The organism is Paenarthrobacter nitroguajacolicus, from assembly GCF_029952445.1.
Taxonomy (GTDB): domain Bacteria; phylum Actinomycetota; class Actinomycetes; order Actinomycetales; family Micrococcaceae; genus Arthrobacter; species Arthrobacter nitroguajacolicus_B.
In genome coordinates this window covers 49,700-73,899 of sequence record NZ_JAQPPK010000018.1, presented here as the reverse complement: position 1 = coordinate 73,899, position 24,200 = coordinate 49,700, and the positions used below count along the sequence as shown (strand labels likewise).

Sequence of the window (24,200 nt, the reverse complement as noted above, 5' to 3'; positions counted from 1 at the left end):
CCAGCAGAAAACTGCGGAAGGAACAAAAACGAATGCGTATTTCTGTCATTGGTTGCGGCTACCTTGGTGCGGTACACGCAGCATGCATGGCGAAACTGGGTCATGAAGTTGTAGGTATCGACGTCGATGAGCAAAAGATAGCCGATCTCTCCGCTGCAATAGCACCTTTCTACGAGCCAGGACTCACAGCTTTGCTTGAGGAAGTTCAGGATACTGGCCGGCTCTCCTTCACCACCGACATGGCTGCTGCTAAAGGGAGTGGCGTTCACTTTATTTGCGTAGGGACGCCACAGAAGAAGGGGGAAAATGGTGCTGATATGGCCTACGTTGACGCCGCACTGGCAGCGTTGTTGCCCCATTTGACCCCTGGAGACATAGTTGTTGGGAAATCGACTGTCCCCGTTGGAACAGCAGCGAGACTTGCCGACATGATCGCACAACAAGAGCCGAGCGCTTTTTTGGTCTGGAATCCTGAATTCCTCCGCGAGGGGCACGCTGTAGCAGACACCCTTCAACCAGACCGATTCGTCTACGGAGTCTCGAATGGCTCCGAAGACCACGCGGCTGTGGCGGTCTTGGACGAGGTATATCAAACTCCACTGGGACTAGGGACGCCGCGCATTGTTATGGATTTACCCACCGCGGAATTGGTCAAGACGGCAGCAAATTCGTTTCTCGCCACCAAGATTTCGTTCATTAATGCTATGGCTGAACTCTGCGAGGCAGCGGGAGCGGACGTCACGCATCTGGCTGACGCGATCGGAATGGATGACAGAATTGGTCGAAAGTTTCTTAACGCAGGAGTCGGTTTCGGAGGCGGGTGCCTACCGAAGGACATCAGGGCATTCATGGCGCGTGCAGGTGAGCTGGGTGCAGACCAAGCCCTAACGTTTCTTCGAGAAGTCGACGCCATCAACATGCGCCGACGCACTCGCGTTGTCGAACTCACCCGAGAATTATGCGTAGATGGTCTCCTTGGCAAACGCGTCGCGGTTCTTGGTGCGGCCTTCAAGCCGGAAAGCGACGATGTTCGCGACTCACCGGCCTTGAGCATAGCGGCCCAGCTCCAGCTGCAGGGTGCTATTGTCACAGTCACCGACCCTAAAGCCTTGCGCAATGCAGCACAGCGTTTCCCTGAACTTCAATACGTACAAAATGTTGACATAGCTGTCCAGAATGCAGACGCCGTCCTTCTCCTGACTGAGTGGCAGGAGTACCGCGAATTGGATCCTTACATACTGAAGGAAAGTGTTGCTAGTGCGCGCATCCTCGACGGCAGGAACGTGCTTGATCCCGCCAAATGGCGGGAAGCTGGTTGGCAGTACCGTGGACTGGGACGGCCTTAGCTGATGAGCACGGAAGTGCAACAAGCCCAGGGTAATCGCAAGAATTCAAAGGGCAGCCGACGCCGCATCCGCAGGCGACTAATACTTGCCGCGCTGTGGACTTCGGTACTGGCCATAATCGTAGTAGCTTGTACCGCTTGGATAGGCTTTAAAGCCAACATCATGCGGACTGAATTACAGGCGGCTACCACCCTCCTGCCGGAGATGAAGGCTCAAATTGCAGCCAACGACACGGCGGCGGCAGCAGTAAGCGTGGAGAAACTGATTGGGCATACGCAAGCCGCCCGCGAAGCGGGCAACGATCCACTATGGAAAAGCGTCTCCGCGCTGCCCTGGATCGGACCAAATATGCAGGCTGCTAGTGAAGTCGCTACCTCAGCTGACGACGTTGCCCGCTTGGGTGCAGCCCCTTTGGTAAAGGCGTTTCAATCCCTTAACTGGAAAACATTGGCTCCAACGCCCAGTGGAATCGACCTCTCGCCGCTCAGGACAGCCGCCCCCAAGGTACAAGCTGCGGCTCACGTCGTTCGTGAATCTTCCAAACGGCTGCATAACATCGAAACCGGCAATCTTCTCCCCCAAATCGCTGAACCCCTAATCAGCGCACGAGAAGAGCTCGCTACATTGAGCCAGGGCCTCGACTCCGCAGCGGACGCGGCCAGCTTGGCCCCAACAATGCTCGGGGCGGATGCACCCCGGCACTACTTGCTGCTCATGCAGAATAATGCAGAGTCGAGGGCAACCGGTGGCATTCCTGGCGCTCTCGCGGTTCTAACTCTAGATAAGGGCCACATGACTCTTGAGTCTCAGACAAGCGCCGGGGCATTGGGACCCTTTGATCCGCCGGTGCCCATTGATGCAGAGCAAAAGGCCATTTACTCTGCGCGTATCGGTAAGTTCATGCAAGATGTCAACCTCACGCCCGACTTCGCCACAACCGCCGCTACTGCCCACTCAATGTGGGAAAAGCGAACAGGTGAAAGACTCGATGGTGTCCTGTCTGTCGACCCGGTAGCACTGAGCTTCATGTTGGAGGCAACAGGGCCTGTGCAGATTGCAGATCCTGCAATCCGGAAAATTGGCTCGGGCCTGCCGCCGAAGCTCACGAAAGAGAACGTGGTTCGCACGCTTCTCTCGGATGTGTATTCAGCCGTCGAAGACCCCGACCGTCAAGACGTCTATTTTTCCGGGGCTGCGAAGGAGATATTTTCCACGGTTTCGTCAGGAAAGGCTGACCCTAAGGGCCTTATCGATGCCATAGCAAAGGGAGTAGATGAACGTCGAATCTTGCTTTGGTCCGCCAGCCATAGCGAGCAAGCGACAGTCGGCAAGTACAAGCTGGGCGGCTTGATATCGGGTCCAAACGTCGCACCAGCGCAGTTCGGCGTCTATTTTAATGACGGAACAGGGGCCAAAATGGACTTCTGGGTAAAGCGTACCGTTGAGGTAGCTAAGGACTGCACCCGCGACGGCTACCGTGAAGTAACTCTAAGGGTCACGTCAACCAATACCGCCCCGGCCGACGCCGCGACCTCGCTGCCAGGCTACGTTACAGGAGGTAAGGCGTTCGGCGTTCCAGAAGGAACGGTGCAAACAAACATCGTGAGCTATGGACCTGTGCAGTCCAATATTGACACCGTTGTAAAGGACGGAGTCAAGATCCCGTTTGCTGCCCAGCGCCACAGTCAACGAAGTGTTGGAACATCCACTATCAGCTTAGCGCCGGGAGAGAGTGCAACGCTGGAGTTCAATTTCGGACACATCGTTCAGCACTCACAACCGGAAATAGTTGTTACACCAACGGTCCAATCTGTCAAGGACGTGCTTCTGCCACCTCTGGCGGCTCCTTGTGAATAGGGTAAGGCGCGCACGTTAATCCTTTGTAACGGGTATGGATTTTCTTTGCCGCGGACAACCATAAAATGGTAGATTCTATCTGGGCAGCACATGGGATTTCTCTTACGGTCTCGTAGGGTCTCGGAAATCTCCACACACCACGTAGCACCACCAAAGGTCTCAGGGGGGACACACATGAAGAAATCTCTTGCAGCGCTTGCGCTCGCGGGCTCAATTGCACTTCTCGGCGCAGTACCGGCCGTAGCAAACAACGCCAACTACCCGGCACCGAACACCAGTGTCGCCGTCTCCGATGCTTCCGTGGCGCCGGGAGAAGCTTTTGTCTTCAGCGGTACGGGATTCACACCGGGCGAAGGTATCACCATTACAATCACGCCGACCGGCACACCGGCAGCCAGCGGTGGCAGTGTATCCGCAGGCAGCCTCGCCGTATCGGGTCGCATTCCGCTGGCACCTTCCACTTTGGGCGCAGTTGCTGACGGAAACGGCGCATTCTCCGCCTCAATCGTCATCAACGAGCCCGGTGCATATGCCATCACCGCCGTTGGAAACACCTCAGGCGTTACCGTCGGGCCGGTAACGGTGGTCGTTGGCGGTGCCGCCCTCTCGAACACGGGCAGCACCACCGGCACAGGTACGGGTCTGGCGAACACCGGTGGTGTGCCTCTGGCCAACACCGGTGCTGACTCCAGCTTGCTCCTGTGGTCCCTCGTGGGCGCGGGCGCATTGGCCGCCGGAACTACTTCAGTTGTTGTAGCTCGTCGTCGCGCCAAGAGCACCCAGGTTTCTGCCTAACCAGGCCTGAACCAAAATCGGGTGGTTTGCCAACGAGAAACTCGTTGGCAAACCACCCTCTTTTTTGGCTTCGTTTACCAACCAAGTCGGCTGTGGTATCCATAGGAGCTATGGGGCGACATTGGAGAAGACGAAAATGGCACATTGAGACGCGAGTCCCCAGATTTCGTAGACTCAAGTTGCCACGAGAATTTTCTCATTACGCGTTGCTAGGCTTTCTGGCAACGGCAGCCCTCGGCGTCAGTACCTGGGCCCTCTTACGAGTTTCTTGAGAGCGAGCTTGAAAAAGTCACTCCTCTGGCGGATAGCCCTGACGACGTATCTCGCTGGTCTCGCGCTGGTCGGTTTCTGGCCCGCACCCGTAGACAAGCCGATTCAAACAAGGCTAGCCACTGCCTTGAATTACCTTCACGAAGTCGGCGTGCCACGATGGGTCAACTATCAGTTCATCGAGGCTTCAGCCAATGTTGCCATGTTCATTCCGCTCGGCATTCTGGTGGCGATGGCCCTACCTACACGACCTTGGTGGCTCTTATCCGGAATCGGCTTGTTCGCGTCTTTCTTCATGGAACTGGGACAGCTGCTATTTATTGCCGCCAGGTTTGCGAGCCTTACAGACGTAGTCACAAACACTCTCGGCGGCCTCATCGGGATCTGTTGTGTTCGCCTCATCGCTGCTTGGACGCAGACACCGAAAGTGGCCAATTCGTAACGGCGATCCGAAATTCGAGCTTGGTCAGAGATCCCGCCCCGCTCTTCATCCCCCGCGCGCTCAAGGAACTCGCGGAATTATGAAATGCGTGAATTTGGTATCCGAAATATTCAAATTTTTTAAAAAGTAGCCTTATGATGTTGCAGGCGGCACGCCCCAGCCACATGTTGCCCAAACAGGGGCGTGTCGCTGCCGCTAATCACTTGTCTGGCCCGGGGCAGAGACTTCCGTTTGACCGCACCACCAGTACATTTTGCTCCTTGAAGGGACACGAAACCACTTGCCGTACGTAGACATCAACCCTCACAAGACGAGGCCGAAATGGCCCGCGTACGTCGGCCTTGCAGTGCTGCTCATCGCGACAGTCGCCGTAGTTACACACGTCCTTACCCTCCACTAACCCGCCACCCACTCGCTAACTCCTCGCGGTCCCCTGTATGCGTGTGACGTAGGTAGTGCCCACCAAGTGACGGCGGTTGTTCAGCCGGCTCGTATTCGGTCATCTTCGCAGCGGTAGCCCAGGTTAGGCCTCGTTAATCAAAGGGTGTGGGTGGTCGGGACGATCGGCGAAGTTACGAGCGATTGAAGCGATTGAACAGCCCTCCGAGGAAACTCGTCAAGTCCTCGGCCACTCTTTCCGGACACTCCCAGAGCACCAGATGACCGGTCCCCTCGTAGATCTGCAATTGCGCGCCGTTGATTCGTCTGGCCAGGGTTTCCTGATGCTGTCGCGGCACGAGGGGATCGTGGGCGCCCCAAAGCATGAGCGTGGGGACGGAAATGTCGCCGGTCTCTGTCGGAGGAACGGCCTCGCAGAATCCCCGCAGTGAAGCCCTCCAAACTGAGGCTGGCATGGCGAGACCGTCCTGTACCCGGTCCTCGATGTATGAGGCCGGCACGGCGTGCAGCATTCTGTACCAGGCCAAAGACTCACGAACCCAGTTCTCTGGGATCGGGTCGGTGAGCTGCTCCACCTCGGCCGCAAAGGCTGGCCTTCCGTGGAGCGTCAGAGGTGCGCCCACCAACGTCAAGGATGCAACAAGCTCCGGATGAGAGACAGCGAGTTGCTGGGCAACGTAACCACCGCTGGATGAACCCAGGACATGTGCCTGTTTGACGCCAAGTGCCTCCAGCACGCCTACGACGTCCTCAACAACGTCAGAAAGCGAGTAGCCGTCTTCCGGCTTGTCGGCCGCACCATGGCCTCGCAAGTCCGGGGCCATCATCGCAAACCCAGGCAGTGCCTCAATGAGGCGATCGAAACTCCGCCAGGATTCGCCCCAGGCGTGCAGAAGCAACAGTGGCGCGCCGCCGTCGTCGGCCGTCTGTTCAAGGTTCCCTTGCACGAAACAAGGCACACTGATCCCGGTGTTCAGAGATAAGGTCCTGACTTCGGACTCCATGGCCTCAGCGTACGCTCGCTGGCCGCTGAAGATCAGTTGAAGGTGAAGAAGGTTCGTTCCTGCAGGTCGATCATGGCGGTCCGGAGCTCGGGGTTGTCATGCCAGGATGGCAAAGCGGCGGTCACGCTGGAGCTGATGAAGTCCATCATCTCGTTGATCGTGAATATTCCCACGCCTTGGGGAGACCACCGGACCTCGGGTGTGATCGCCGGGTACTGGCTGGCATCCCTGACGGGTAGTGGTGTGATGTTCATGCCAAGTATTGGAACCACTTGCTGAATCCCGGGGAGGGTCATGAAGCGTCGGGCCCCGTCGGCCAGGCCTTCATGGTTGTAGCTGAAGTACGCCTTCGGGCCGATGCCGTACCGCCCGTTTTGCTTCTGCGTCCATCCCAAGGGCTCGTTGGGCCAATAAGAGCCGTTGGGGTCAATCAGGTAGACGGTGGAGCCGTGCAGGACGGCGTGCTCAATGGGGAACTTCGTGTTCAGCGGTCTCCGTGGTGTCCCGGGGGCCCTGAGCCGGTGGAAGACAGTGACGCCGGGAATGACAGTGAGCATATTGATCATTGCCGCGCTGATCCAGATGTGGCTGACACTGCTGTCGCCGCTGCCTCTGCCCCACGGGGACGTGACTTGGCGGTCGCCATAGACGCGCTGCCCTAATGCCGCGTTCCTGGCCTGATACTGGCTGTAGTCGGCGTTCCTCCATGCCCAGGTTTCGGGGTGGATGTTGTGCTTGTCCAGCTGCGTTTCGAGGCTGTAGGGGTCGGCTGCGCCGTGCTTGGACAAGGCGATCCTCTCGTGAGTGTGCGGGTGGGAGAGCGGCTGGCGTCGCAATTGGTCTCCTTCGACCATCCAATCACGGGGAAAGGCCACCAAGAGACAGGCCTCTGCGTACGCTCGCCCCGCCGTCGTCCGCCCTAAACCCGCCCAACCTCCCACGCTCTAACTTCGTCCGCGATCTCCCCCGCGTGCGTGTGATGGAGATAGTGCTCGCCAGGCAGGGGCACCACGGTTCCGTCGGTGACGCTGGCGGCCTGGCGCTGGTGCAGCTCGAGCCACTCCGGGGTCTTCTTGTTCTCCGCGACTACGAACAGCAGCAGTGGCAGCTCCTTCGGGAAACTGGTTCCCAGAGCGCGCTGGAAGTTCGTGGCAATGTGGCCCATCTCGTTGAGGTACGTGGGCGACATGGAATTCCGGTTGGTGAGCATCTGCATCTGATCCCGTGCGTAGTCGGTATATGCGGTGCCGGGGTTGGAGTTGCCGGCAGCAGTGAGCACCCGCAGCAATCCAAGATTCTTCGCTGCTGACATCAGTCCTGTCGGGAACTGGGTATCCATGCCTGGTTGCCCGGGGACGGAGGTATCGATGCCGACGAAAGCGCTCACCTCCTCGGGGTAGCGGTTGGCGTAGTCAATGCCGTAGAGGCCGGCGATCGAGTGGCCCATCAAGATGTAGCGGTTGACTTGCAGGGCCTGCAGCGCGCCGTGGACTTCCTGAACGATGTTCTCAGTTGTCCGTTCCCGGTCGGTGCCATCGCTCAACCCGTAGCCCAGAGGTTCCACAACAATTACCCGATGATCCTTGGCGAGGTCGCGGACCAGCGGTGCGAAGTCCAGCACCGGTGATGACGTTCCAAACCCCGGCAAGAGGACCACGTCCTTGAGCCCGCTGCCGGTCACCAGGACGTTGATCTTCCTGCCGTCCACGTCCACCCGTTGGCCATAGGATTCGATCTTGCTGCTCTCGGACTCGCTCGCCACCACGTTCAGCACGGTGGTCGTCGCCAAGCCTAGGGCCAGCACCGCTCCAACGGCCGTCACTGATACGAGCAATCGCTTAACTGCCTTCTTCAAACATCCCTTCCCAGCACGCGCCGTGCGCCCTCTATCCAGCCTCCCGTTTCCGCGCCGCGAGCGCGTCACCCCAGGGTGCGCACTTGGGTAGTCCGTTCGGGGTAGGGCAAGTCGTCCTCAGGATGAAAGAAGCGAGGTCGCCTGCCCCGAAGTACACACCCCCGATTCCTAAGCGGTGAGGTCCCGGCGCCTGAGCAGATAGCCGGCGATCCCCGCACCAGCCAGCGCAATTGCAGTCATCGTCAGGGCAGCTCCCGGGTCGAATGCTTCCACCGGCATCGCCGCCGTGTGCCGGAACGGGCTCAAATCCTGAAGCCAAGCCGGCAGATGCATCAGCTCGCCGAACTGCCCCAGCACCAGCCCCACTGCAAGGAACCCCCACCCCACGGCGATACTCAGGCGCGGGATGGTTGCAAACGCCAGCGCCGTAAAGGCAACGAATACGACGGCGGCCGGCACGTGCGCCAAGGCTGCGCCAACCAAGAGGCCGGGCGTTCCGCTCGAAACCCCGGAGAGGGAAAGCCCTAGGGTCGCTGCGCAGCCGGCCACCACAGCGATTGCCAAAGCAGAAACGGTGGCGATGACCAGGCTCGCCCCGAGCCACCTGGCCGAGGAACGCGGTGTCGCCAGAAGCAGTTCGGCCCTCCCCTCAGCTTCTTCCGCGCGAAGCCGCAGCACGGCTTGGATCCCGGCGGCGGCAGCGATCACCCCTCCGATTCCCAGCAGCGCGGTGGTAAAGACGTCGATAAGCCCTCCCCTGCCGCCGGGGACCAGCCGGAGGATCAGCTCACGCAGCGACTCATTGCCACCGATCACATTGGTCACCACGGGCCCCAGTCCGCCAGCTATGCTGCCGAGCAACGCCGCAAACACGCACCAGCCCAGGAGCGTCAGGCGCTGTTGCCGCCATGCCAGACCCAGTAGGGATGAACCCCCGACGACGGCGGCCCGGTCACGTCCGGACCGTTCGGGCAGCAGGCTCTCACCCAGGTCCCTTCGGCTCCTGAGCACCACTACGACAGCGCCCAGCACCACGCTGAGAACTGCCAGTCCAACCAACGGCACGGGATCGGCGTCCGAGAAGGGCCGGGAACGTTGTCCCCACCCGATGGGCGAGAACCAGGAGAACCATCCACTCGTGACGTGTGTCAGATCAGCTGAAGGAGTGCCGAAAGCATCCCCGATTCCGCGCACAAAATACGCAGCCCCAACCAATCCTGCAGCGACACCGTTCGCGGACCTCCCTGACGGCATGATTTGCGCGAGCACCGCGGTTGTCGCCACGAAGAACGCACCGACAGAACCCACAGCAGCACCCGCAGTGAGGGCGCCGGCACTTGGCAATCCGGCAGCAACGAAACCAGCGGCAATTGCCAAGGCCAGCACGAGATTCGCCACCCCACCCAGAATGAGCGTGGCTGCCAGAGGCGCTGCCCGCCGGAGCGGCACAGAACCGATGAGCTCAGCCCGTCCAAGCTCCTCATCCGTACGGGTGTGGCGGATGACCAGGAACGTGCTCATCAGGCCTGCGAGGACAGCGGTAAAGGTGTAGCCCTGGAAAAAGACCACCGCGCCGATGCCTGTCCCGTCCGTCAACCCACGGACAAAGAGGAACGCCGGACTGGCGCTGGCCACGGTAATAATCGCTGCCCGGGCCGTCTCGTCCCCGAATTCAGTGGAGACAGCGTTGGCGATGATGAAGCCCAGAAAAGCGATTCCCACGATCCAGACCGGCAATAGAATCCGTTCACGTCGTGTCTGGGTCAGCAGAAGTCCCATCACGCCGGTCATCAGAGGGCCTGGCTTGTCGCATTGCTGTAATGGCTGAGGAAAAGCGACTCCAGGGAAGGTGGAGAAACCGTCAACCCGGTGATCCCGTTCGAGGAAATCGCCTCCAGTACCCGCAGCAAATCCGCCGGGTCCACATCAAACTCAACCACGCCGCCGTCGACAATCAGGTCCTGCACCCCGGGCAGGACTGCCAGCAAGGACGGGTCGGCGGCTTCCACACGGAAATGTGTCAGCTGCAGATGCCGCAACTCCGACAACGTCCCCGATTCAACGGCACGACCGGCTCGAATAATGGTCACCCGTTGGCAGAGCTGCTCCACCTCGCTGAGGATATGGCTGGATAACAACACCGTGGCACCCTCGGCGGTGACGCGCTGAACCTGGCGGCGGAACACAGACTCCATCACGGGATCCAGGCCGGCGCTGGGTTCATCAAGAAGATACAGACGGGCTGGATGGGCGAAGGCCGCGATCAACGCCACCTTCTGGCGATTCCCCTTCGAATACGTCCGGGCCTTCCGCCGCGGGTCCAATTCGAACTCCTCAATCAGGACACGGCGCAACGGTTCATCAGCTCCCCCACGCAGCCCGGTGAGAAGATCAATGATTTCGCCACCGGAGAGGTTCGGCCACAGGCTCACATCCCCGGGAACGTAGGCCACGTTCTGGTGGGCGCGGACCGGGTCCTGCCAAGGATCCAGGCCAAAGACACGCACAGTCCCCGACGTCGGACGAATGAGTCCCAGGAGGATGCGCAACGTTGTGGATTTACCCGCCCCGTTAGGACCCAGAAAGCCGTGGACCTCGCCCTCCCCCACGTGCAAATCCAGCCCGTCCAAGGCATGCGTTTTTCCGAACGATTTAGTGAGCTGCACGGCTTCGATGACCGGTGCTGATGCTGACGGCATGGCGGTTCCTGTCCCTTGGTCCAACCGACCAAGGCGGATGCCACGATCGGTCCGCGGGCACAACGCACTGCGGGCCGACCAGGCTTCCCGGCTCTCCAAATCACAGCCTACGTCCGCGCCCCTCCCCCGGGAAGAGGCTGAAACAACTGACGACCCTGGCCGACCTAGGTTGAGGCTTTAGCCGCACTTAACCGATGATCGGGCGTTCCTCAGGGAGATTGAACAACCGCGGCCGGGAGGACAGGGCGATGGCTGAGGCGACCGTGACGGAGCCAATGCGGCCGGTGAACATCAGGGCCATCAGGACCCATTCGGCCGTAGGCGGCAAGTGGTACGTGATTCCGGTGCTCAAGCCCACGGTTCCGAACGCGGAGATGGTTTCGAACAGCACCTTCTCCAGGCTGTAGTCGGTGGACATGAGGAGCAACAGCGTCCCCATGATGACCGCGCCAACACCCAGCAAGGCCACCGTGAGGGCCTGCCTCTGGGTGGAGGAACTGACGGAACGGTGTGCGATGGTGACTTGCTCGCGCCCGCGGACTTCGTTCCAGATGGCGAAGCCCAGGACCAGGAAAGTGGTGATCTTGATACCGCCTGCGGTTCCTGCGCTACCACCACCGATGAACATCAAGATGTTCGTGATCATCAAGGTCTCCGGCGTAGCCGCACCGTAGTCAATGCTGTTGAAGCCCGCAGTCCTCGGGAACACCCCGCCCGCCAGGGAACCCAAGAGTTTGCCGCCGAAACTAAGCGGTCCCAGGGTCTCGGGGCGGTTCCACTCGAAGAAGGCGAACAGCCCAATGCCCACCGTCAGCAACAACAACGAGCCGAAGACAGTCAGGCGAAGGTGAATCGTCCAGTCCTTCATCTTGAAAGGGTTCCTCAGCAACTGGATGATCACCGGGAAACCCAGGCCACCAGCAACGATGGCCGCGCAGATGGGCACGATGATCCACGGGTCCTCCGCGAAGCCGATGAGGTTGTCGCTATACAGGGCGAAGCCGGCATTGTTGAAAGCGGAAACCGCGTGGAAAATGCCGTGCCAGATCGCTGTGCCGAGGTCGTCGTCGTAAGCAATCCAGAAGCGCACGGTGAGGACCAGCGCGGTGGCGGCCTCGAAGAAAGCCATGATTCCCAGGACCCTGAACAGCACCGACTTCACGTCGCCGAAGTTCAGGGTGTGGGTCTCTGATTGCGCCACCAGCTGGCCGCGGAGGCCGATGGTCTTGCGCACAAACAAGGCCAGCAGCGTAGCCAGGGACATGATCCCAAAGCCGCCCACTTGAATCAGTCCCATGATCACCGCATGCCCGAAAGGCGTCCAGAACGTGGCAGTGTCAACAGTGACGAGGCCGGTGACGCAGACGGACGAAACGGCGGTGAACATGGCCGTGGTGAAGATGTCGTCGGTCTCCCCCGTCCGGGAAATCGGCAACATGAGGATGCAGGCCCCGAGGATGATCACCGCCAGGAATGCCAGAGGCACCAGGCGGACCGGGTGCAGCAGTATAGGGATCAGACGCTTTCCTGCGTCAGCAACAGCCAACTGCAGAGGGCTGCGGCGAATGAGGGAGCGTTCAGTCATGCCCGATCTTCCTGGTGGGTTGGCGTCGTGCGCCAAACTAACACCACCAGGGACAGAACAGGCGGGAAACAGGGATTTCTTGACGAATCCTTAACGCCCTGGGGGCTTTGGCGATCCCTTTGCTCGTTCGCCCGTTGCGGGTCTAGCTGGCCTTTTCGGCTGCAGTCTTCAGGTCAGCCGCGAACTGCGTGAAGCTGTCATCAAAGGACGGGATCTTGTTGGCGAACAGCGGGAAGATGGGGCCACCGATTTTCTCGTACATCTCAAAACGGGACCGGCCATCGTTGGTCTCTGTAATTGTGTAGATCCTGGTCCCCATGGCATCACCCCACGCGAGCTTGGTTGGTGCCTGGAATTCCTTGACTTTGAGATTGAAAGTCCGGCTGGGATCCAGCGTAGACACAAGCTTGATCTTCGATCCCGGGGCGATTTCGCCTTCCAAAGACACGATGGTGGAATTCCACACCGGGTAGCTCTTGGCATCCGTTAGCAGTCCCCACACGGTAGCTGGAGGTGCGTCGATGGTATTGGCTACCCGCGTCTCACGGCTGAAAGTCTTGCTGGTGGTGGTGGCAGTTCCATCAGATATTTCAGACATGGCTTCCGGCTCCTCTGCGCGGGAAATGCGGTGATGAGGTTGATGCTACAGGTGCACTGCTAAATTGAAAGCCATGACTTGGGGACCCCGGAAGTTTGGTGCTGTGACCACTGCTGCCGTGCTGCTGGGAAGCTGTCTGGCCGCTTGCGTTGGACCCCAGCCAGGTGCCACCACTCCCCCAGTCGCCACGTGCGAGCCCACCCCGCCGTCGGCGCCCAAGGAAGGCATTCTTTCCGGCGTGAATCTGGATTGGGAGCACGAAACCCTGGAGCAATACGCAGCGAATTTGGGCGAACGTCCGGCTGTGACGGTGACCTTCACCGACTTCCCGATGTCCGACAAGGACATGGAAAACGTAGATGCAGCGTTTGAACAGATCCGTGCCAACGGCGGGACGATGCTCCTCACCCTCGAGCCGAAGCTGGGACTGGCCGCCGTCACCCCCGAGGTCGCCGACGACCTATCATCCAGGCTGGCACGCTTCAACAATGCAGGCGTTCCGGTGATCGTCAGGTTCGCCCACGAAATGAACGGCTCCTGGTACGCCTGGGGCCAGCAGCCCACAGCATACGTGGCTGCTTATCAGCGCCTGGCCACTGCAATCCATGCGAAGGCCCCGGGCAGCGCCATGATGTGGGCGCCGAACTACGGAGGCGGATATCCCTTTAGCGGCGGCAAGTATCAAGCCGTTGCCGGTACCGCGGAGTTCGCAGCATTGGACACTAACAAGGACGGCGAAGTCACAGGGACCGACGATCCATATGCGCCCTACTACCCCGGAGACGAAGCAGTGGATTGGGTAGGCATGTCCCTCTACCACTGGGGCAACACATACCCATGGGGTGCCAACGTCATTCCCGAACAGGGCAAGTTTCTTCAGCAACTCACCGGCAACTACAACGGTGCCGGAGGAAATGACCTTGCAGTCCCGGACTTCTATACGGAGTATGGAGCTGCCCGGAACAAGCCAGTCGCTATCCCGGAAACGGCAGCCCTCACGACTGCATCCGGTGAGGGCGCCACCCCTTTGGCCATCAAGGAAGCGTGGTGGGCACAGCTGTTCGATCCCGCGATCCCACGGGACTACCCGGCACTGAAAATGATCAACTGGTTCGAATGGGACAAGAACGAGGTGGAGGTCAAAGCCACTGTGGACTGGACGTCAACCAAGGACCCCACGGTGCGTGCCGCATACACTGCGGCTCTGCCGGAATGGTTCACGTTCGCTGCCGAACCCACGGCTTGTACTCCTGCCGGAGATGGGGACTCCTGATAGCGCTCACCTGCCTGGAGTGACAGGGACACCGGAACCAGAGGCATGTACGGCGGGAGTGGCCTACCATTGGGCGCATGGAGACCTTTGATCACGGTGAGCACATCCGCGGGCTGCACGAGCTGGTGGCCGGCTCCGCAGATATCAAGGCGACCCTCGATGGCCTGACCAGATTCGCAGCTTCGGCCATCAGCCAAAGCATCGGCGCCCCGATCGACTGCGCGGTGACCCTCCGCCGTCGGAAGCGCACTGCCACTGTTGCAGGCAGCAGCGAAAAGGCCGTGCACCTGGACCATCTTGAGCAATCCATTAAAGAAGGGCCTTGCCTGGAGGCATTGGATAAGGGTCGGCCGATGCTGCTGGCCGACGTCGAAACTGACACCAACTGGCCCAAATACAGCAAACTTCTGGCCGCAGAAGGCTGCCATAGTGCATTGGGCGTGCCCTTGGTGCTGGGAGAGACATCGGAAGCAGTTCTAAACTTCTTCGCCCCGGCGCCAGGACTGTTTACCGAGGGCGTCATCCGGGAGGCGGCTGCATTTGCAGAGGTCGCCGGAAGTACACTGCGCTTGGCCATCCGGATCGAAAGCACGGAGCAGCTCAATACTGACCTGAAGGCCGCCATGGCCAGCCGAACCGCCATTGACCTGGCCTGCGGTGTGATCATGGCGCAAAACCGCTGCAGCCACGACGAGGCGTTCCGGCTGTTGACCACAGCGTCCAGCCACCGCAACCAGAAACTCCACGCCGTGGCGGAAGAAATCCTGGAGAAGGTGGCTGGAAGCGCCGAGGGAAACCTGAAGTTCGAGGACTAGTCCGTCCGCGGTCTGCGCAGTCCAGCCCTGGACCGGCGCGGAAGCGTACCCAACACTCCTACTCGTGCATCCGGGCTCCTTTGACGATCCGGTCAACCACGTTCCGGGGACCGCGGAGGGCGATTCCCACCAAATTCAGGCTGTCAGCGGGCACGTCTGCCACCGCCGCTCGATTTGCTTCATCATGACTGGTGGAGAACAGCTCTCGCGTGTACACGGCAGTGGGAATGCCACGCCCGAGGGCCTTCTGCCGGACCGCGGCCAAAAGATCCGAACCCGCGGACATAACCAGGACGGGCTGCCGAAGCATGGCCAGGTACTGGTTGCCGTCCCGGTCGCGGTATGGCTCTCCGGTCAGGTCCGGTGCGCTCGTAGCAATGGCACTCATGAGGAAAGCGGTGACGTTAAGCTCTTGCCAGGGCAACAGGTCGTCGTTGAGGACCACCACCACCTTGGTGTCGAAACGAGCGGTGGCTGCGGGCAGGGAATCAATAGTGGCAGTCGAATTTTCGTGCATAAAGACAAGCATGGCCAGTGACCCTGGCGCGCGTCTTGTACATTTCTAACATGGGCGATTCAGTACGGGCATGGCATCCCGGAGTGCCCTACGTCCGGGAAGTACTGCACGCTACCTTCGAGCGTCACAGCTACCCGTCACACACTCATGCGGACTGGACCGTCCTGCTGATCGACCAGGGTGCAGTGACCTACGACCTCGACCACACAGAGCATCAAGCCGTCCCCGCTTCAATTACCCTGTTGCCGCCGCATGTGCCACACGACGGACGTTCCGCCGTCGGGGGTGAAGCGTTCCGCAAGCGGGTCCTGTACCTGAGCGAAGACTGGCTTCCCGCCGAAGCCGCTGACATGGCGGCATCGCGGCCGAGGCTGCTTGACCCGGCGATGGTGACTGCCGTGAAAGGCATCCACGCCGCACTTTCCTCCCCCGCGGACGCGATGGCCGCCGAATGCGGAGTCCTGTCTCTCCAGAGCTCGGTCCAGTCCCACCTTCGTCCAGGCTTCACCCACACCCATGACGCGCCCTTGGCCCGACGGCTGCGCGAGCTGCTCGACGACCGCCTTTTGGATTCGTTCACCATTGCCGAAGCTGCCAACATTCTTGGTGCCCATCCAGGCCATCTGGTGCGTGCCTTCTCCAAGGCCTACGGCATCGCCCCTTACCGCTACGTCACAGGACGCAGGGTGGACCGCGCCCGGCGTCTGCTGCTGGACGGCGTCCCAGCTTCCGAAGCTGCCGTCGAGTCAGGATTCCACGACCAATCGCACCTCACCAGGCATTTCAGGCGAGTCCTCGGAACAACGCCTGGGACCTTCGCACCCTGAGCCCGGGAAAGGGCTAGTCACATGGCCGCGGGAACGGACTCATCTTCCGACTGGGCATCTTCGCTGAGCCACGCCAACGCTTGAACGCGGGACGTGAAGAACTCGGTGGGGCACGGAAGCTTGCTGGTGTGGAGCTGGTACTGGGCCACGGTCCGATCCACGGGGCTTTCACCAAGTAACGCGATCCTCGAGGCGGCACAGGGTTCCTCAAAAACCGAACGCGCTCCATGGCTCAGGAACGTGGTGGCGGCCATCTCCACCAACAGCGGAAACGTTCGGCCGCCCGCGAGTCTATTGACGGCCTCGACGGCCGCGCGGGCGTTACCCGCTTCGATACGCACCCCGTGATTCCACACCAGATGCAGAAGTCCACCTTCCAAACGGAGGACGCCGTCGTCCAAGTCAACCTGTTCCATCCTGCACCTCCCACGTTTTCATCATTGGCTCGGGGGCCGCTGGACTCAGTAAATAGCAATTATCCGCCCAGCGCATGGGTAGTTGGTACTCACCTTTTGGCCATGGCAATGTACTCACTACCTGCCCGGCTTCCCTTCCCTGAGTACTGGAAACCTCTGTGTCAGAGTGGAGTCATTGTTCCCCAAAATCAAGGAGCCCTGTGAGTACGGACATTCCGTGGAGCCGCGGCGAGTGGACCAACCAGCCGGCCGCCGTCGTCGAGCATGAAACAGACCTCCTGGTGACCGCAGCCGAAAGCAGCGACGCCTGGCGCGTCACCTCCTACGGGTTCGTCCACGACACTGAACACGCGCTGCTGGCGCCCTTTCCGCAGGACAGTGCCATGGAGGTTGAGTTCACCGCCGCGTTCTCAGAGCAGTTCGATCAGGCCGGGATTTTCGTCCGGGTCAGTGACGAGCATTGGGTCAAGGCGGGCGTGGAATTCGCCGACGGCGCCGCTCAACTGGGCGCGGTGGTCACCGACCGCTTCTCCGACTGGTCCTTGGCGCCAGTTCCGGAGTGGAACGGTGGCCGGGTCCGCGTACGCGTCAGCCGTTCGGGTGACGCGCTGACCATCCGGGCAGCGGCAGGAACAGGTCAGCTGCAATTGGTGCGCGTGGTCCCTTTCGCGCCGGATCTGACCGCCACTGCCGGTCCTTTTACCTGCGCACCCACACGTGCCGGCCTGACTGTTCCGTTCCATTCCTGGCGTGCCACTCCCCCGGACAACCAGCTCCACTGATGCTTGGCTTGCGGGGTGGACACTTCATGAGATTATGGAGTCTTGCGCAGCTTGCCATCGACGGCGGCCGCGCACAGTTGGCTCCATAACAGTCCTATGGGGGGCACATCACGGTGGAAGAAACTGCAAGTCCTTGGCGTACTGATCCTTCGACATTCCGCGACGTGGTTATAGACCGCGCCGCACTGGAAGCTGCACTGGCCGGTGACTGTCCGCCCGTGGAACGCATCAGGTACCTGGCCTTGCTTCGCAGGGACTCCCAGGCCTTGGACGAAGGCTTCAAGCTGCTTCCCGACTCCCCCGACCGCCGCGAGCTGCTGCTGATCCTCGCCCAGGTTTACCAACGGCAGTACCGCTGGCATGACGCTGCTGTGCTTCACGAAAAAGCACTCCGAACCGTCCGGACCCCCGAAGAGGAAGCCTACGTCCGCCACCACATCGGCCGGCGCCTGTTCGACGAAGCCCGCTTCCGTGCCGCCGCCGACGAGTTCCAATGGGCCGCAGACCTCTACCGCGTGGCTGACCAGCCTGAACCTGCGGAAGAAAACCGCCAGGCCATGCGCCGCGCCCTGCACGTGCACAGTGCCGAGCGCAACGGTGGACGCCCGGCGTCGGAGTTGTCCTGAATGACTGGCTGACGGCTACAGTCCGGCCCACCGCCGAAGCGTGCTGTTGACGAGACCTATGAGGACCGCCGTCCACCAGCATGCCTGGGAAATGCTCAGAGCAACCATGAGTCGAAGGCGGAGTCGCCGGCCAAGTTCACCGAATCGCGTTCCCGCTGGCAGGGCAAGCAGTTGGTGCATTGCCGGAGCGATCCCCAACCCGTTGAGCATGAGAACCAAAACGCACACGAGTTTGACCACGGTAACGGGGTTGTCCAGGTCAGGGGCTATCAGGGCGCCGGAAATGAGGAGCAAGGCGAGCCCGCCCCAGATCAAAGGCTTGGCTGCCGCTTCGAGTTTTCCGGATTCGTGCATTTGGACTTTGCCCAGCAGCCACAGAAGGCCCAGCCAATCAACAACCAGGATGGTGCCGAAAGAGATCACCAGGGCAAGGATATGAACGGCGAGCCCGATCCTGTGGAGGCCCGGTCCGCAATCCACGAAATGCCCGAACAACAGCGATCCAGTCCAGCCGACCGTGCAGAGCACTCCAAGCAACACCAGAGGCAACCGGCGACCATGTGGTCGGCCCATCGCAGGATCCGCGATTTCCGCTGGTTCGCTGAGGACGCCAGCGTCAGGGGGTTCGGCCACCGGGAAATGGGCAGGAGGAAGTAAGGACACGGGTGGAGCCTCTCGGGGAAAGGGTGCGATGCGAACGGGTAGCGCCCCGGGGATAAAGCGCGGGCTTAGGAGAGCCTAAGTCGGGACATTACAGCCAAGAATCCCGAATACGCAAACATCTTGTGCTCTAATTACTCCACTGCCTTGCCTATGTCTACAGACGTTGCTGCGGGTGCCGCGGCGAGTTCAGCGATGCCTATCTACGAACCACCGGTCCGCCCAGCAAATAAATGGGATTCCTATTGTCCTCGTTAACTGGCGGTACGCCGCGGCTGCACAACCGTCGGGTCGATTACCTGGATGACAAGCGGGTGGCTGGCCCCGCCAGCTTCGGCGACCCTCCAGACGATGACCTCAGATCCCACCCCTGGCACCTGCGGCTGGAGCGGCAAGCGGCTCGACGACTTCGCCGGACGCCAACGGCCACTGACGGTCGAACCGTCCTCAAGCGCAACCGCGAGCTCAAAAGAGGACACCGATCCTTCCTCGGCTAGCCGGATGTCCCGTGCCGCAACAGTGCCGCGCACGGCTTGGGCCCGTTCCCGTGCCTGCTCCCACACGGCCTGAAGTTGTAGATCCGACCTCGCTTCAGCGACGGACCCAACGAGGATCGCCCACAACACCACGGGAATTGCGCCGAGGATCACCGTGAACAAGAGGTTGAACCACAACCCTGGGGTCTCCCCTGTCCATATGAGATACAGAGCGCCGGCCACAACAGCCATGGCCAGCACGTTGACCGCGGCGAAGACCAGTCGCCCGAGTGCACCCAGATGCTTGGGGAGCTTGAGCGACTCGGGAGCCGACCCCGAGGCATCCAAGCGGTCAACGAAATGCACAACGTGCCCGGCGGCCTCATCAGCAAGGGACTTCGACATAGCGAAACCCTAGCCCACCCGTGAATACAAAAGATGAACAAACCAATGACTGATGTAGCCTAGTAAGTAAGCTGACTATTCTTGAAAGGCCGGGGGTGCCTGAATGCCGGATATGGAACGTTGGCCAACCAGCCGGTTGCTGTCCACGGCGGCAAGGCTGGTGGAGCTGGCATGGAACGAGAAACTGCGCCCGCTTGGACTGACCTATCCAGCGGTGCTGACGTTGGACGCCGTCGCAACTCTGGGGCCCATTGCCCCGGGAAAACTTGCCCAGAGCGTCCGCGTCCAAGCCCAAACCATCGGACCACTCCTCACCAGGCTCGAATCCAGGGGATTCATCCTTCGCGAACCCAACCGCTTCGACCGCCGCAGCCAATTGATATCGATTACCGCCCTGGGCCTGGACCTGCTGGAACAGTCCCACGGCCAAGAGAACTCCGTGCTTTCAGCCGTCAATCTGGACTCCGAAAGCCTGCGTGACGAACTCATGGCGATCGTGCGGGACACCAAGATCAACTAAGCCCTCAGATCGCCCGCGTAGACGTAAGCCCCCATATCAGGGCAGGATGGAGTCATGCGCTGATGAAGTCCGGCGACCACAGGAGACATCTCTCCACAAATACCGGGCTAGCGATACCAGTAGCGATGCCCGGATAAACCAAGAGGGCATCATGAGTGAACTTCGCATTGGCGACAACCTTCCAGTAGACCTCCTCAGTTTCAGGGCAGCAGAGTGCCTGGTCACAACAGGTTCGCCTGATTCTGAAGACGTATGTGTTCTGGACGCAGGACACACCGGCAATCACTTGGCTGCCGGTGCAGACATGGTGGTCAGGGCCATCTGGAGCTGACGAACAAGGACCACAAAGACAAGGGCAAGCGACGCCATCCGGCTCGCTTGCCCTTGGTATTTAACTCACCTTGGCGGATAAACTCAGGTGCCGCAGAATGTCCGATATGGGCCGAAGCTCTCCGGTGCAGGAGCAGCAAACTTTTCCAGGCCAGGACGTTCAACATACGGGGAGCTGATCGCCTCAAGTAGCTGCACTGTCGGGCCGAGGTCCCCGTTGCTCGCAGCTGCGAGGGCCTCTTCCACCAAGTGGTTGCGCGGAATATAGACAGGGTTCACGCGATCCATGGCATCTGCGTCCGGTCCGGCAGCCCGCCAGCGGTCCAGCCATTCGTCGAACGCGGCAAGGTCGAGGACAGCGCCGCGGGTCGGCTCGACATCTCCGCGGGCGGCCTTTCCCAGGTTGCGGAAGAACGAGGTGTAGTCGGCCCGTGCCTCCTGGATCAGCCCAAGGAGGCCATCCACCAAAGGTGACGAAACGGCGTCGTCAATTCCCTCAGGCAGCCCAAGCTTGGCAACCATCCCGCTGAACCACGCATCACTGTACTGCTGCCGGAACCCGCCGAGCGCCTCCACGGCGAGCGCGACCGCCTGCTCCTCATCCTCGTGGATCAGGGGCGCCAAAGCTTCAGCGAAACGCGCGAGGTTCCACTCGGCCACCACCGGCTGGTTGCGGTACGCGTAGCGGCCCTGCTCATCGATGGAGCTGTACACGGCCCCGGGATCGAAACCGTCCATGAACGCGCACGGACCGTAGTCGATGGTTTCGCCGGACACCGTCATGTTGTCCGTGTTCATCACGCCGTGGACGAAACCCACCAGCATCCACTGGGCAACAAGCTGCGCCTGGACCGATATGACGGACTTGAGGAGCGCGAGGTACCGGTTCGCTTCACCGTCCGACGCCGGGTGGTGGCGTTCGATCGCATGGTCAGCGAGGCGCCGCAGCAGTTCCATATCGTTGCTGGCCCGGGCGTACTGGAAGCTGCCCACCCGCACATGGCTGCTGGCCACCCGGGTCAGGACCGCGCCCGGGAGAAGCGTCTCGCGCTGGACCGACCGCCCTGTTGCCACAACCGCGAGAGACCTGGTGGTCGGAACCCCCAAGGCATGCATCGACTCACTGACGATGTACTCGCGCATCATGGGTCCAATGGCAGCCTGTCCATCACCATTCCGGGCAAACGGCGTCCGGCCCGAGCCCTTCAGATGGATGTCGCGGAGCTTCCCGTCCGTGCCGGCGACCTCGCCCAAAAGGAGGGCACGCCCATCCCCCAACCGCGGCGAATACCAACCGAACTGGTGGCCCGAATAGCCCTGGGCAACAGGGGTGGCATCTTCCGGAATGGCATTGCCGATCAGCAGCCGCACGCCCTCCGGGCTCCGGAGGAACCCAGGATCAAAACCAAGTTCGACGGCGAGCGGCTGGTTGAGTACCAGAAGCTGCGGATCGGGGGCCTCCTCCGCGCGCCACGGAATGGCCAGCTCCGGGAACTCCCGTGCGAACTGACCCTTGAAGGCGATGGTGGACGCGGCGATGTCACTCATCAATTAAGGATAGGGCGGTTTCTGGTGAGGGTGGTAAGGGCGCTTAGGGGCTGCGTATGCCTGAGCGGAGGCTTCAACCGGTTATTCTTCAACTCGAAGACCACAAAACAATGGGGAGAAAACGTGACCGCTACTACCGACACCACTGAGATTGAGATCCAAAGAAGACTTGGGCTCTCGTACAAAAAGACCTCAATCGTCCTGGGCATCATTGGCATGTTCATCCTGGGAATCCCCTTGGGCATCGCTGCTTTTATTTTTGCCCGCAAGGCGGAGGTCCAGGGCGTCAAGAGCACTGCTGGGATAGTGCTTGCGGTGCTTGACATCGTTCTGGCGATCGTGCTTCTGGTGGTGCTGAGGCCGATGAACCTTTAGGAGACTGTCGGGTCCAAGCCCTGTAATACCGCGAAACCCCGGTAAAATGGGACCCAGAGGTATTGCGATGTCTCTGGCATTGGTAGTTGCGTTGGTCCTCATGGGCTTGGTTTGCGTGGCCGCTGCGATAGGAGCAGCGGTCCTGGTGGTCCGCGACGGCCGGGGACAAATTCCGCCGGAACCACCCATCCGCCCATGGACTGCCGGACACCTGCCGAGCCGCCCTTACGCCACACTTGATCGCGTCTGAACCCAACCACACTCATCCGGCGACGCCGCCGCCGTCGAGCGCTGTTGCCTCAACCGCCCTCTGGGAGTTGTCCCCGGTAAAGATCAATTTTCGCCGTGATGCTTCTTAGAAACTCCTGCTGTACCTGCAGGTTTGCCTCAAGAACGTCCCGATGTTCTTCAAGAAGCCGGAGTCCGGCACCAGTGCTGTTGGTTCCGGCACGCACCATGTCGGCGTACTGGCGGATGGTCGCTATGGGCATCCCGGTCCTGCGCAACTGCGTAATGAAGCGGACGGCGGACAGTTCCCGGGGACCGTAGGCCCGCCGTCCTGCATCCGTTCGAGGCACATCCAGAAGCCCTTGCCCCTCGTAGTAACGCAAAGCGTGGGCGCTGACACCTGTTACCCGGGCGGCTTCGGCGATGGACAACGGGCTGTTCTCCGTGAGTGTCATAGACCCAGCCACGCCGTTGTCACGGCACTGACCCGGCTTCCATCGAGATCGGCCAACTTGGTGGCGACGAAGCTGCGGGCCGCTTGCGAGGTTTGGATCCTGAAGGCCGGGTCCTCGTCCATCATTGTGGCCAGCACCACCTCAGCAACTTCACGGGATGTCTGTGCGGTGCTGTTCGCGTACTGCCGCATGGTCCGGTCCACATACGCGGACAAAGCCGACTGATACGGGCCGACGTCGGCTCGAAGGGCATCAATGTCGACGCCGGCATTGGCGACGAAATCGCTGCTTACCGCGCCTGGTTCGATGATGTGCACACCAACGCCAACGCTCATGGCAACAGGTTGCAGGCTCTCCAGAAATCCCTCCACGGCGAACTTCGAGGCACAGTAAGCCTCGTTGAAAGGCTGGCCGACTACGCCCCCGACCGAACTCACGGCGATTACCCTGCCCCTACTGCGGCGGAGGTGAGGCAAGGCGGCGCGGGTAAGGGCCACAACACCGAAGTAGTTGACCTCCATTGCGGCGCGAAAGTCATCCATCGACAGCATCTCCGAAGTACCCACAGTTGCGGCGCCTGCGTTGTTGACCAACGCGTCAAGCTGCCCGTAGGTGTCAATGCAATGCCCGATTTCACGCTCAACAGCGGCGGGATCCGTCACGTCCAAAGCCCGGATGTCCAGTGTGACTCCTGCGTCGGCGGCGGCTGCGCGTAAGGTTTCGGAGCGGTCAGGGTTCCGCAGGGTGGCAATGGTGGTCCAGCCTGCCTTGGCGGCTTCGATGGCCGTGGCAAGGCCGATTCCGCTCGAGGTTCCCGTGATCAGGACTGTGCGGTTGCTTGGGGTGGTCAATGCTTTGATCTCATTCCTTGGCGTGGCGTCGACCTTCGAACGCCTTGTTCATCGAATGATGCACCTTCGAGCGCGCTCGAAGTCAAGTAAATCCGGCCCCGGAATCACGACACGTTCAGGCAGCTTCGCCTACTGACCTGTTGTGAGACTGTCCAGTGGGGGACGTGGGACAGACGTGTCGCAAGGCTAGGCCTTGCCGACCAATCACGAGCACCGCGTGGCCATCGGACAAAGAAGGCCACCCGG

General features: G+C 60.7%; 27 protein-coding genes. 13 read left to right on the top strand and 14 right to left on the bottom strand.

What is annotated here, in order from left to right; all coding sequences use genetic code 11:
* Positions 1–32: 32 nt before the first annotated feature.
* The 4 genes from PJL15_RS14425 (at position 33) to PJL15_RS14410 (ending at position 4,710) form a co-directional block, all read left to right on the top strand.
* Positions 33–1,346 (top strand): UDP-glucose dehydrogenase family protein, encoded by a 1,314-nt coding sequence (locus PJL15_RS14425; protein WP_281451834.1) that lies wholly within the window; start codon positions 33–35, stop codon positions 1,344–1,346.
* Between the two features lie 3 nt (positions 1,347–1,349).
* Positions 1,350–3,203 (top strand): DUF4012 domain-containing protein, encoded by a 1,854-nt coding sequence (locus tag PJL15_RS14420; protein ID WP_281451833.1) that lies wholly within the window; start codon positions 1,350–1,352, stop codon positions 3,201–3,203.
* Positions 3,204–3,377: 174 nt separating this feature from the next.
* The gene (locus PJL15_RS14415; protein WP_281451832.1) at positions 3,378–3,998 is read left to right on the top strand and encodes an LPXTG cell wall anchor domain-containing protein; all 621 of its coding nucleotides are present in this window, start codon (positions 3,378–3,380) and stop codon (positions 3,996–3,998) included.
* A gap of 280 nt (positions 3,999–4,278) precedes the next feature.
* Positions 4,279–4,710 carry a VanZ family protein gene (locus tag PJL15_RS14410; RefSeq protein WP_281451831.1) on the top strand — a complete coding sequence of 144 codons (432 nt, stop codon included), beginning with the start codon at positions 4,279–4,281 and terminating at the stop codon, positions 4,708–4,710.
* A 572-nt stretch (positions 4,711–5,282) separates the two neighbouring features.
* Here the strand turns inward: PJL15_RS14410 and PJL15_RS14405 are convergent.
* The 7 genes from PJL15_RS14405 to PJL15_RS14375 form a co-directional block, all read right to left on the bottom strand.
* Positions 5,283–6,056, bottom strand: a complete 774-nt coding sequence (locus tag PJL15_RS14405; RefSeq protein ID WP_281451830.1) for an alpha/beta fold hydrolase — start codon at positions 6,054–6,056, stop codon at positions 5,283–5,285.
* A gap of 89 nt (positions 6,057–6,145) precedes the next feature.
* Positions 6,146–6,949, bottom strand: coding sequence for a hypothetical protein (locus tag PJL15_RS14400; RefSeq protein WP_281451829.1), 804 nt, complete (start codon positions 6,947–6,949; stop codon positions 6,146–6,148).
* Between the two features lie 83 nt (positions 6,950–7,032).
* The gene (locus PJL15_RS14395; protein WP_281451828.1) at positions 7,033–7,968 is read right to left on the bottom strand and encodes an alpha/beta hydrolase; all 936 of its coding nucleotides are present in this window, start codon (positions 7,966–7,968) and stop codon (positions 7,033–7,035) included.
* A 168-nt stretch (positions 7,969–8,136) separates the two neighbouring features.
* Positions 8,137–9,759: an ABC transporter permease gene (locus PJL15_RS14390; protein WP_281451827.1), complete on the bottom strand. Its 1,623-nt coding sequence runs from the start codon at positions 9,757–9,759 to the stop codon at positions 8,137–8,139.
* Positions 9,759–10,667 (bottom strand): ABC transporter ATP-binding protein, encoded by a 909-nt coding sequence (locus PJL15_RS14385; protein WP_281451826.1) that lies wholly within the window; start codon positions 10,665–10,667, stop codon positions 9,759–9,761. Before PJL15_RS14385 ends, PJL15_RS14390 begins: the two co-directional genes overlap by 1 nt.
* A 187-nt stretch (positions 10,668–10,854) precedes the next feature.
* Positions 10,855–12,252 (bottom strand): TrkH family potassium uptake protein, encoded by a 1,398-nt coding sequence (locus PJL15_RS14380; protein WP_281451825.1) that lies wholly within the window; start codon positions 12,250–12,252, stop codon positions 10,855–10,857.
* Positions 12,253–12,394: 142 nt separating this feature from the next.
* Positions 12,395–12,850: an SRPBCC domain-containing protein gene (locus tag PJL15_RS14375; RefSeq protein ID WP_281451824.1), complete on the bottom strand. Its 456-nt coding sequence runs from the start codon at positions 12,848–12,850 to the stop codon at positions 12,395–12,397.
* 73 nt (positions 12,851–12,923) lie between these two features.
* On the opposite strand from PJL15_RS14375, the gene PJL15_RS14370 reads away from it, so the two are divergent.
* On the top strand, positions 12,924–14,123 hold the full coding sequence (locus PJL15_RS14370) for a glycoside hydrolase family 26 protein (protein WP_281451823.1): 1,200 nt from the start codon (positions 12,924–12,926) through the stop codon (positions 14,121–14,123).
* A gap of 77 nt (positions 14,124–14,200) precedes the next feature.
* Complete coding sequence (locus PJL15_RS14365) at positions 14,201–14,938, top strand: GAF and ANTAR domain-containing protein (protein WP_281451822.1); 738 nt, start codon at positions 14,201–14,203, stop codon at positions 14,936–14,938.
* 58 nt (positions 14,939–14,996) lie between these two features.
* Here PJL15_RS14365 and PJL15_RS14360 read toward each other — a convergent pair whose 3' ends face one another.
* On the bottom strand, positions 14,997–15,455 hold the full coding sequence (locus tag PJL15_RS14360; protein ID WP_281451821.1) for a DUF2000 family protein: 459 nt from the start codon (positions 15,453–15,455) through the stop codon (positions 14,997–14,999).
* A 50-nt stretch (positions 15,456–15,505) separates the two neighbouring features.
* On the opposite strand from PJL15_RS14360, the gene PJL15_RS14355 reads away from it, so the two are divergent.
* Entirely contained in the window at positions 15,506–16,282 is a 777-nt protein-coding gene (locus PJL15_RS14355) for an AraC family transcriptional regulator (RefSeq protein ID WP_281451820.1), read from the top strand.
* A 17-nt stretch (positions 16,283–16,299) separates the two neighbouring features.
* Here the strand turns inward: PJL15_RS14355 and PJL15_RS14350 are convergent, their stop codons facing one another.
* Entirely contained in the window at positions 16,300–16,698 is a 399-nt protein-coding gene (locus PJL15_RS14350; RefSeq protein WP_281451819.1) for an STAS/SEC14 domain-containing protein, read from the bottom strand.
* A gap of 200 nt (positions 16,699–16,898) precedes the next feature.
* Here PJL15_RS14350 and PJL15_RS14345 point away from each other — a divergent pair, with 200 nt between their 5' ends.
* Complete coding sequence (locus tag PJL15_RS14345; protein ID WP_281451818.1) at positions 16,899–17,480, top strand: DUF1349 domain-containing protein; 582 nt, start codon at positions 16,899–16,901, stop codon at positions 17,478–17,480.
* A gap of 164 nt (positions 17,481–17,644) precedes the next feature.
* Complete coding sequence (locus PJL15_RS14340) at positions 17,645–18,106, top strand: hypothetical protein (RefSeq protein WP_281451817.1); 462 nt, start codon at positions 17,645–17,647, stop codon at positions 18,104–18,106.
* Between the two features lie 15 nt (positions 18,107–18,121).
* On the opposite strand, the gene PJL15_RS14335 is transcribed toward PJL15_RS14340, so the two are convergent.
* Positions 18,122–18,769 (bottom strand): hypothetical protein, encoded by a 648-nt coding sequence (locus tag PJL15_RS14335; RefSeq protein ID WP_281451816.1) that lies wholly within the window; start codon positions 18,767–18,769, stop codon positions 18,122–18,124.
* A gap of 251 nt (positions 18,770–19,020) precedes the next feature.
* Positions 19,021–19,647, bottom strand: a complete 627-nt coding sequence (locus PJL15_RS14330) for a hypothetical protein (protein WP_281451815.1) — start codon at positions 19,645–19,647, stop codon at positions 19,021–19,023.
* 112 nt (positions 19,648–19,759) lie between these two features.
* Here PJL15_RS14330 and PJL15_RS14325 point away from each other — a divergent pair, with 112 nt between their 5' ends.
* Together PJL15_RS14325 and PJL15_RS14320 are read left to right on the top strand one after the other, a co-directional pair.
* The gene (locus PJL15_RS14325) at positions 19,760–20,167 is read left to right on the top strand and encodes a MarR family winged helix-turn-helix transcriptional regulator (protein WP_281451814.1); all 408 of its coding nucleotides are present in this window, start codon (positions 19,760–19,762) and stop codon (positions 20,165–20,167) included.
* A 151-nt stretch (positions 20,168–20,318) separates the two neighbouring features.
* Positions 20,319–20,498 carry a hypothetical protein gene (locus PJL15_RS14320; RefSeq protein ID WP_281451813.1) on the top strand — a complete coding sequence of 60 codons (180 nt, stop codon included), beginning with the start codon at positions 20,319–20,321 and terminating at the stop codon, positions 20,496–20,498.
* 83 nt (positions 20,499–20,581) lie between these two features.
* On the opposite strand, the gene PJL15_RS14315 is transcribed toward PJL15_RS14320, so the two are convergent.
* A complete protein-coding gene (locus tag PJL15_RS14315) occupies positions 20,582–22,045 on the bottom strand; it encodes a protein adenylyltransferase SelO (RefSeq protein ID WP_281451812.1) in 1,464 nt (487 codons plus the stop codon).
* Positions 22,046–22,168: 123 nt separating this feature from the next.
* Between PJL15_RS14315 and PJL15_RS14310 the strand changes: the two genes are divergently transcribed.
* A complete protein-coding gene (locus PJL15_RS14310; RefSeq protein ID WP_281451811.1) occupies positions 22,169–22,420 on the top strand; it encodes a hypothetical protein in 252 nt (83 codons plus the stop codon).
* A gap of 67 nt (positions 22,421–22,487) precedes the next feature.
* Positions 22,488–22,670 (top strand): hypothetical protein, encoded by a 183-nt coding sequence (locus PJL15_RS14305; RefSeq protein ID WP_281451810.1) that lies wholly within the window; start codon positions 22,488–22,490, stop codon positions 22,668–22,670.
* A 49-nt stretch (positions 22,671–22,719) separates the two neighbouring features.
* Here PJL15_RS14305 and PJL15_RS14300 read toward each other — a convergent pair whose 3' ends face one another.
* Positions 22,720–23,103: a MerR family transcriptional regulator gene (locus PJL15_RS14300; protein ID WP_281451809.1), complete on the bottom strand. Its 384-nt coding sequence runs from the start codon at positions 23,101–23,103 to the stop codon at positions 22,720–22,722.
* Positions 23,100–23,954: an SDR family oxidoreductase gene (locus tag PJL15_RS14295; protein WP_281451808.1), complete on the bottom strand. Its 855-nt coding sequence runs from the start codon at positions 23,952–23,954 to the stop codon at positions 23,100–23,102. The genes PJL15_RS14300 and PJL15_RS14295 overlap by 4 nt, the downstream gene beginning before the upstream one ends.
* Between the last annotated feature and the right edge of the window lie 246 nt (positions 23,955–24,200).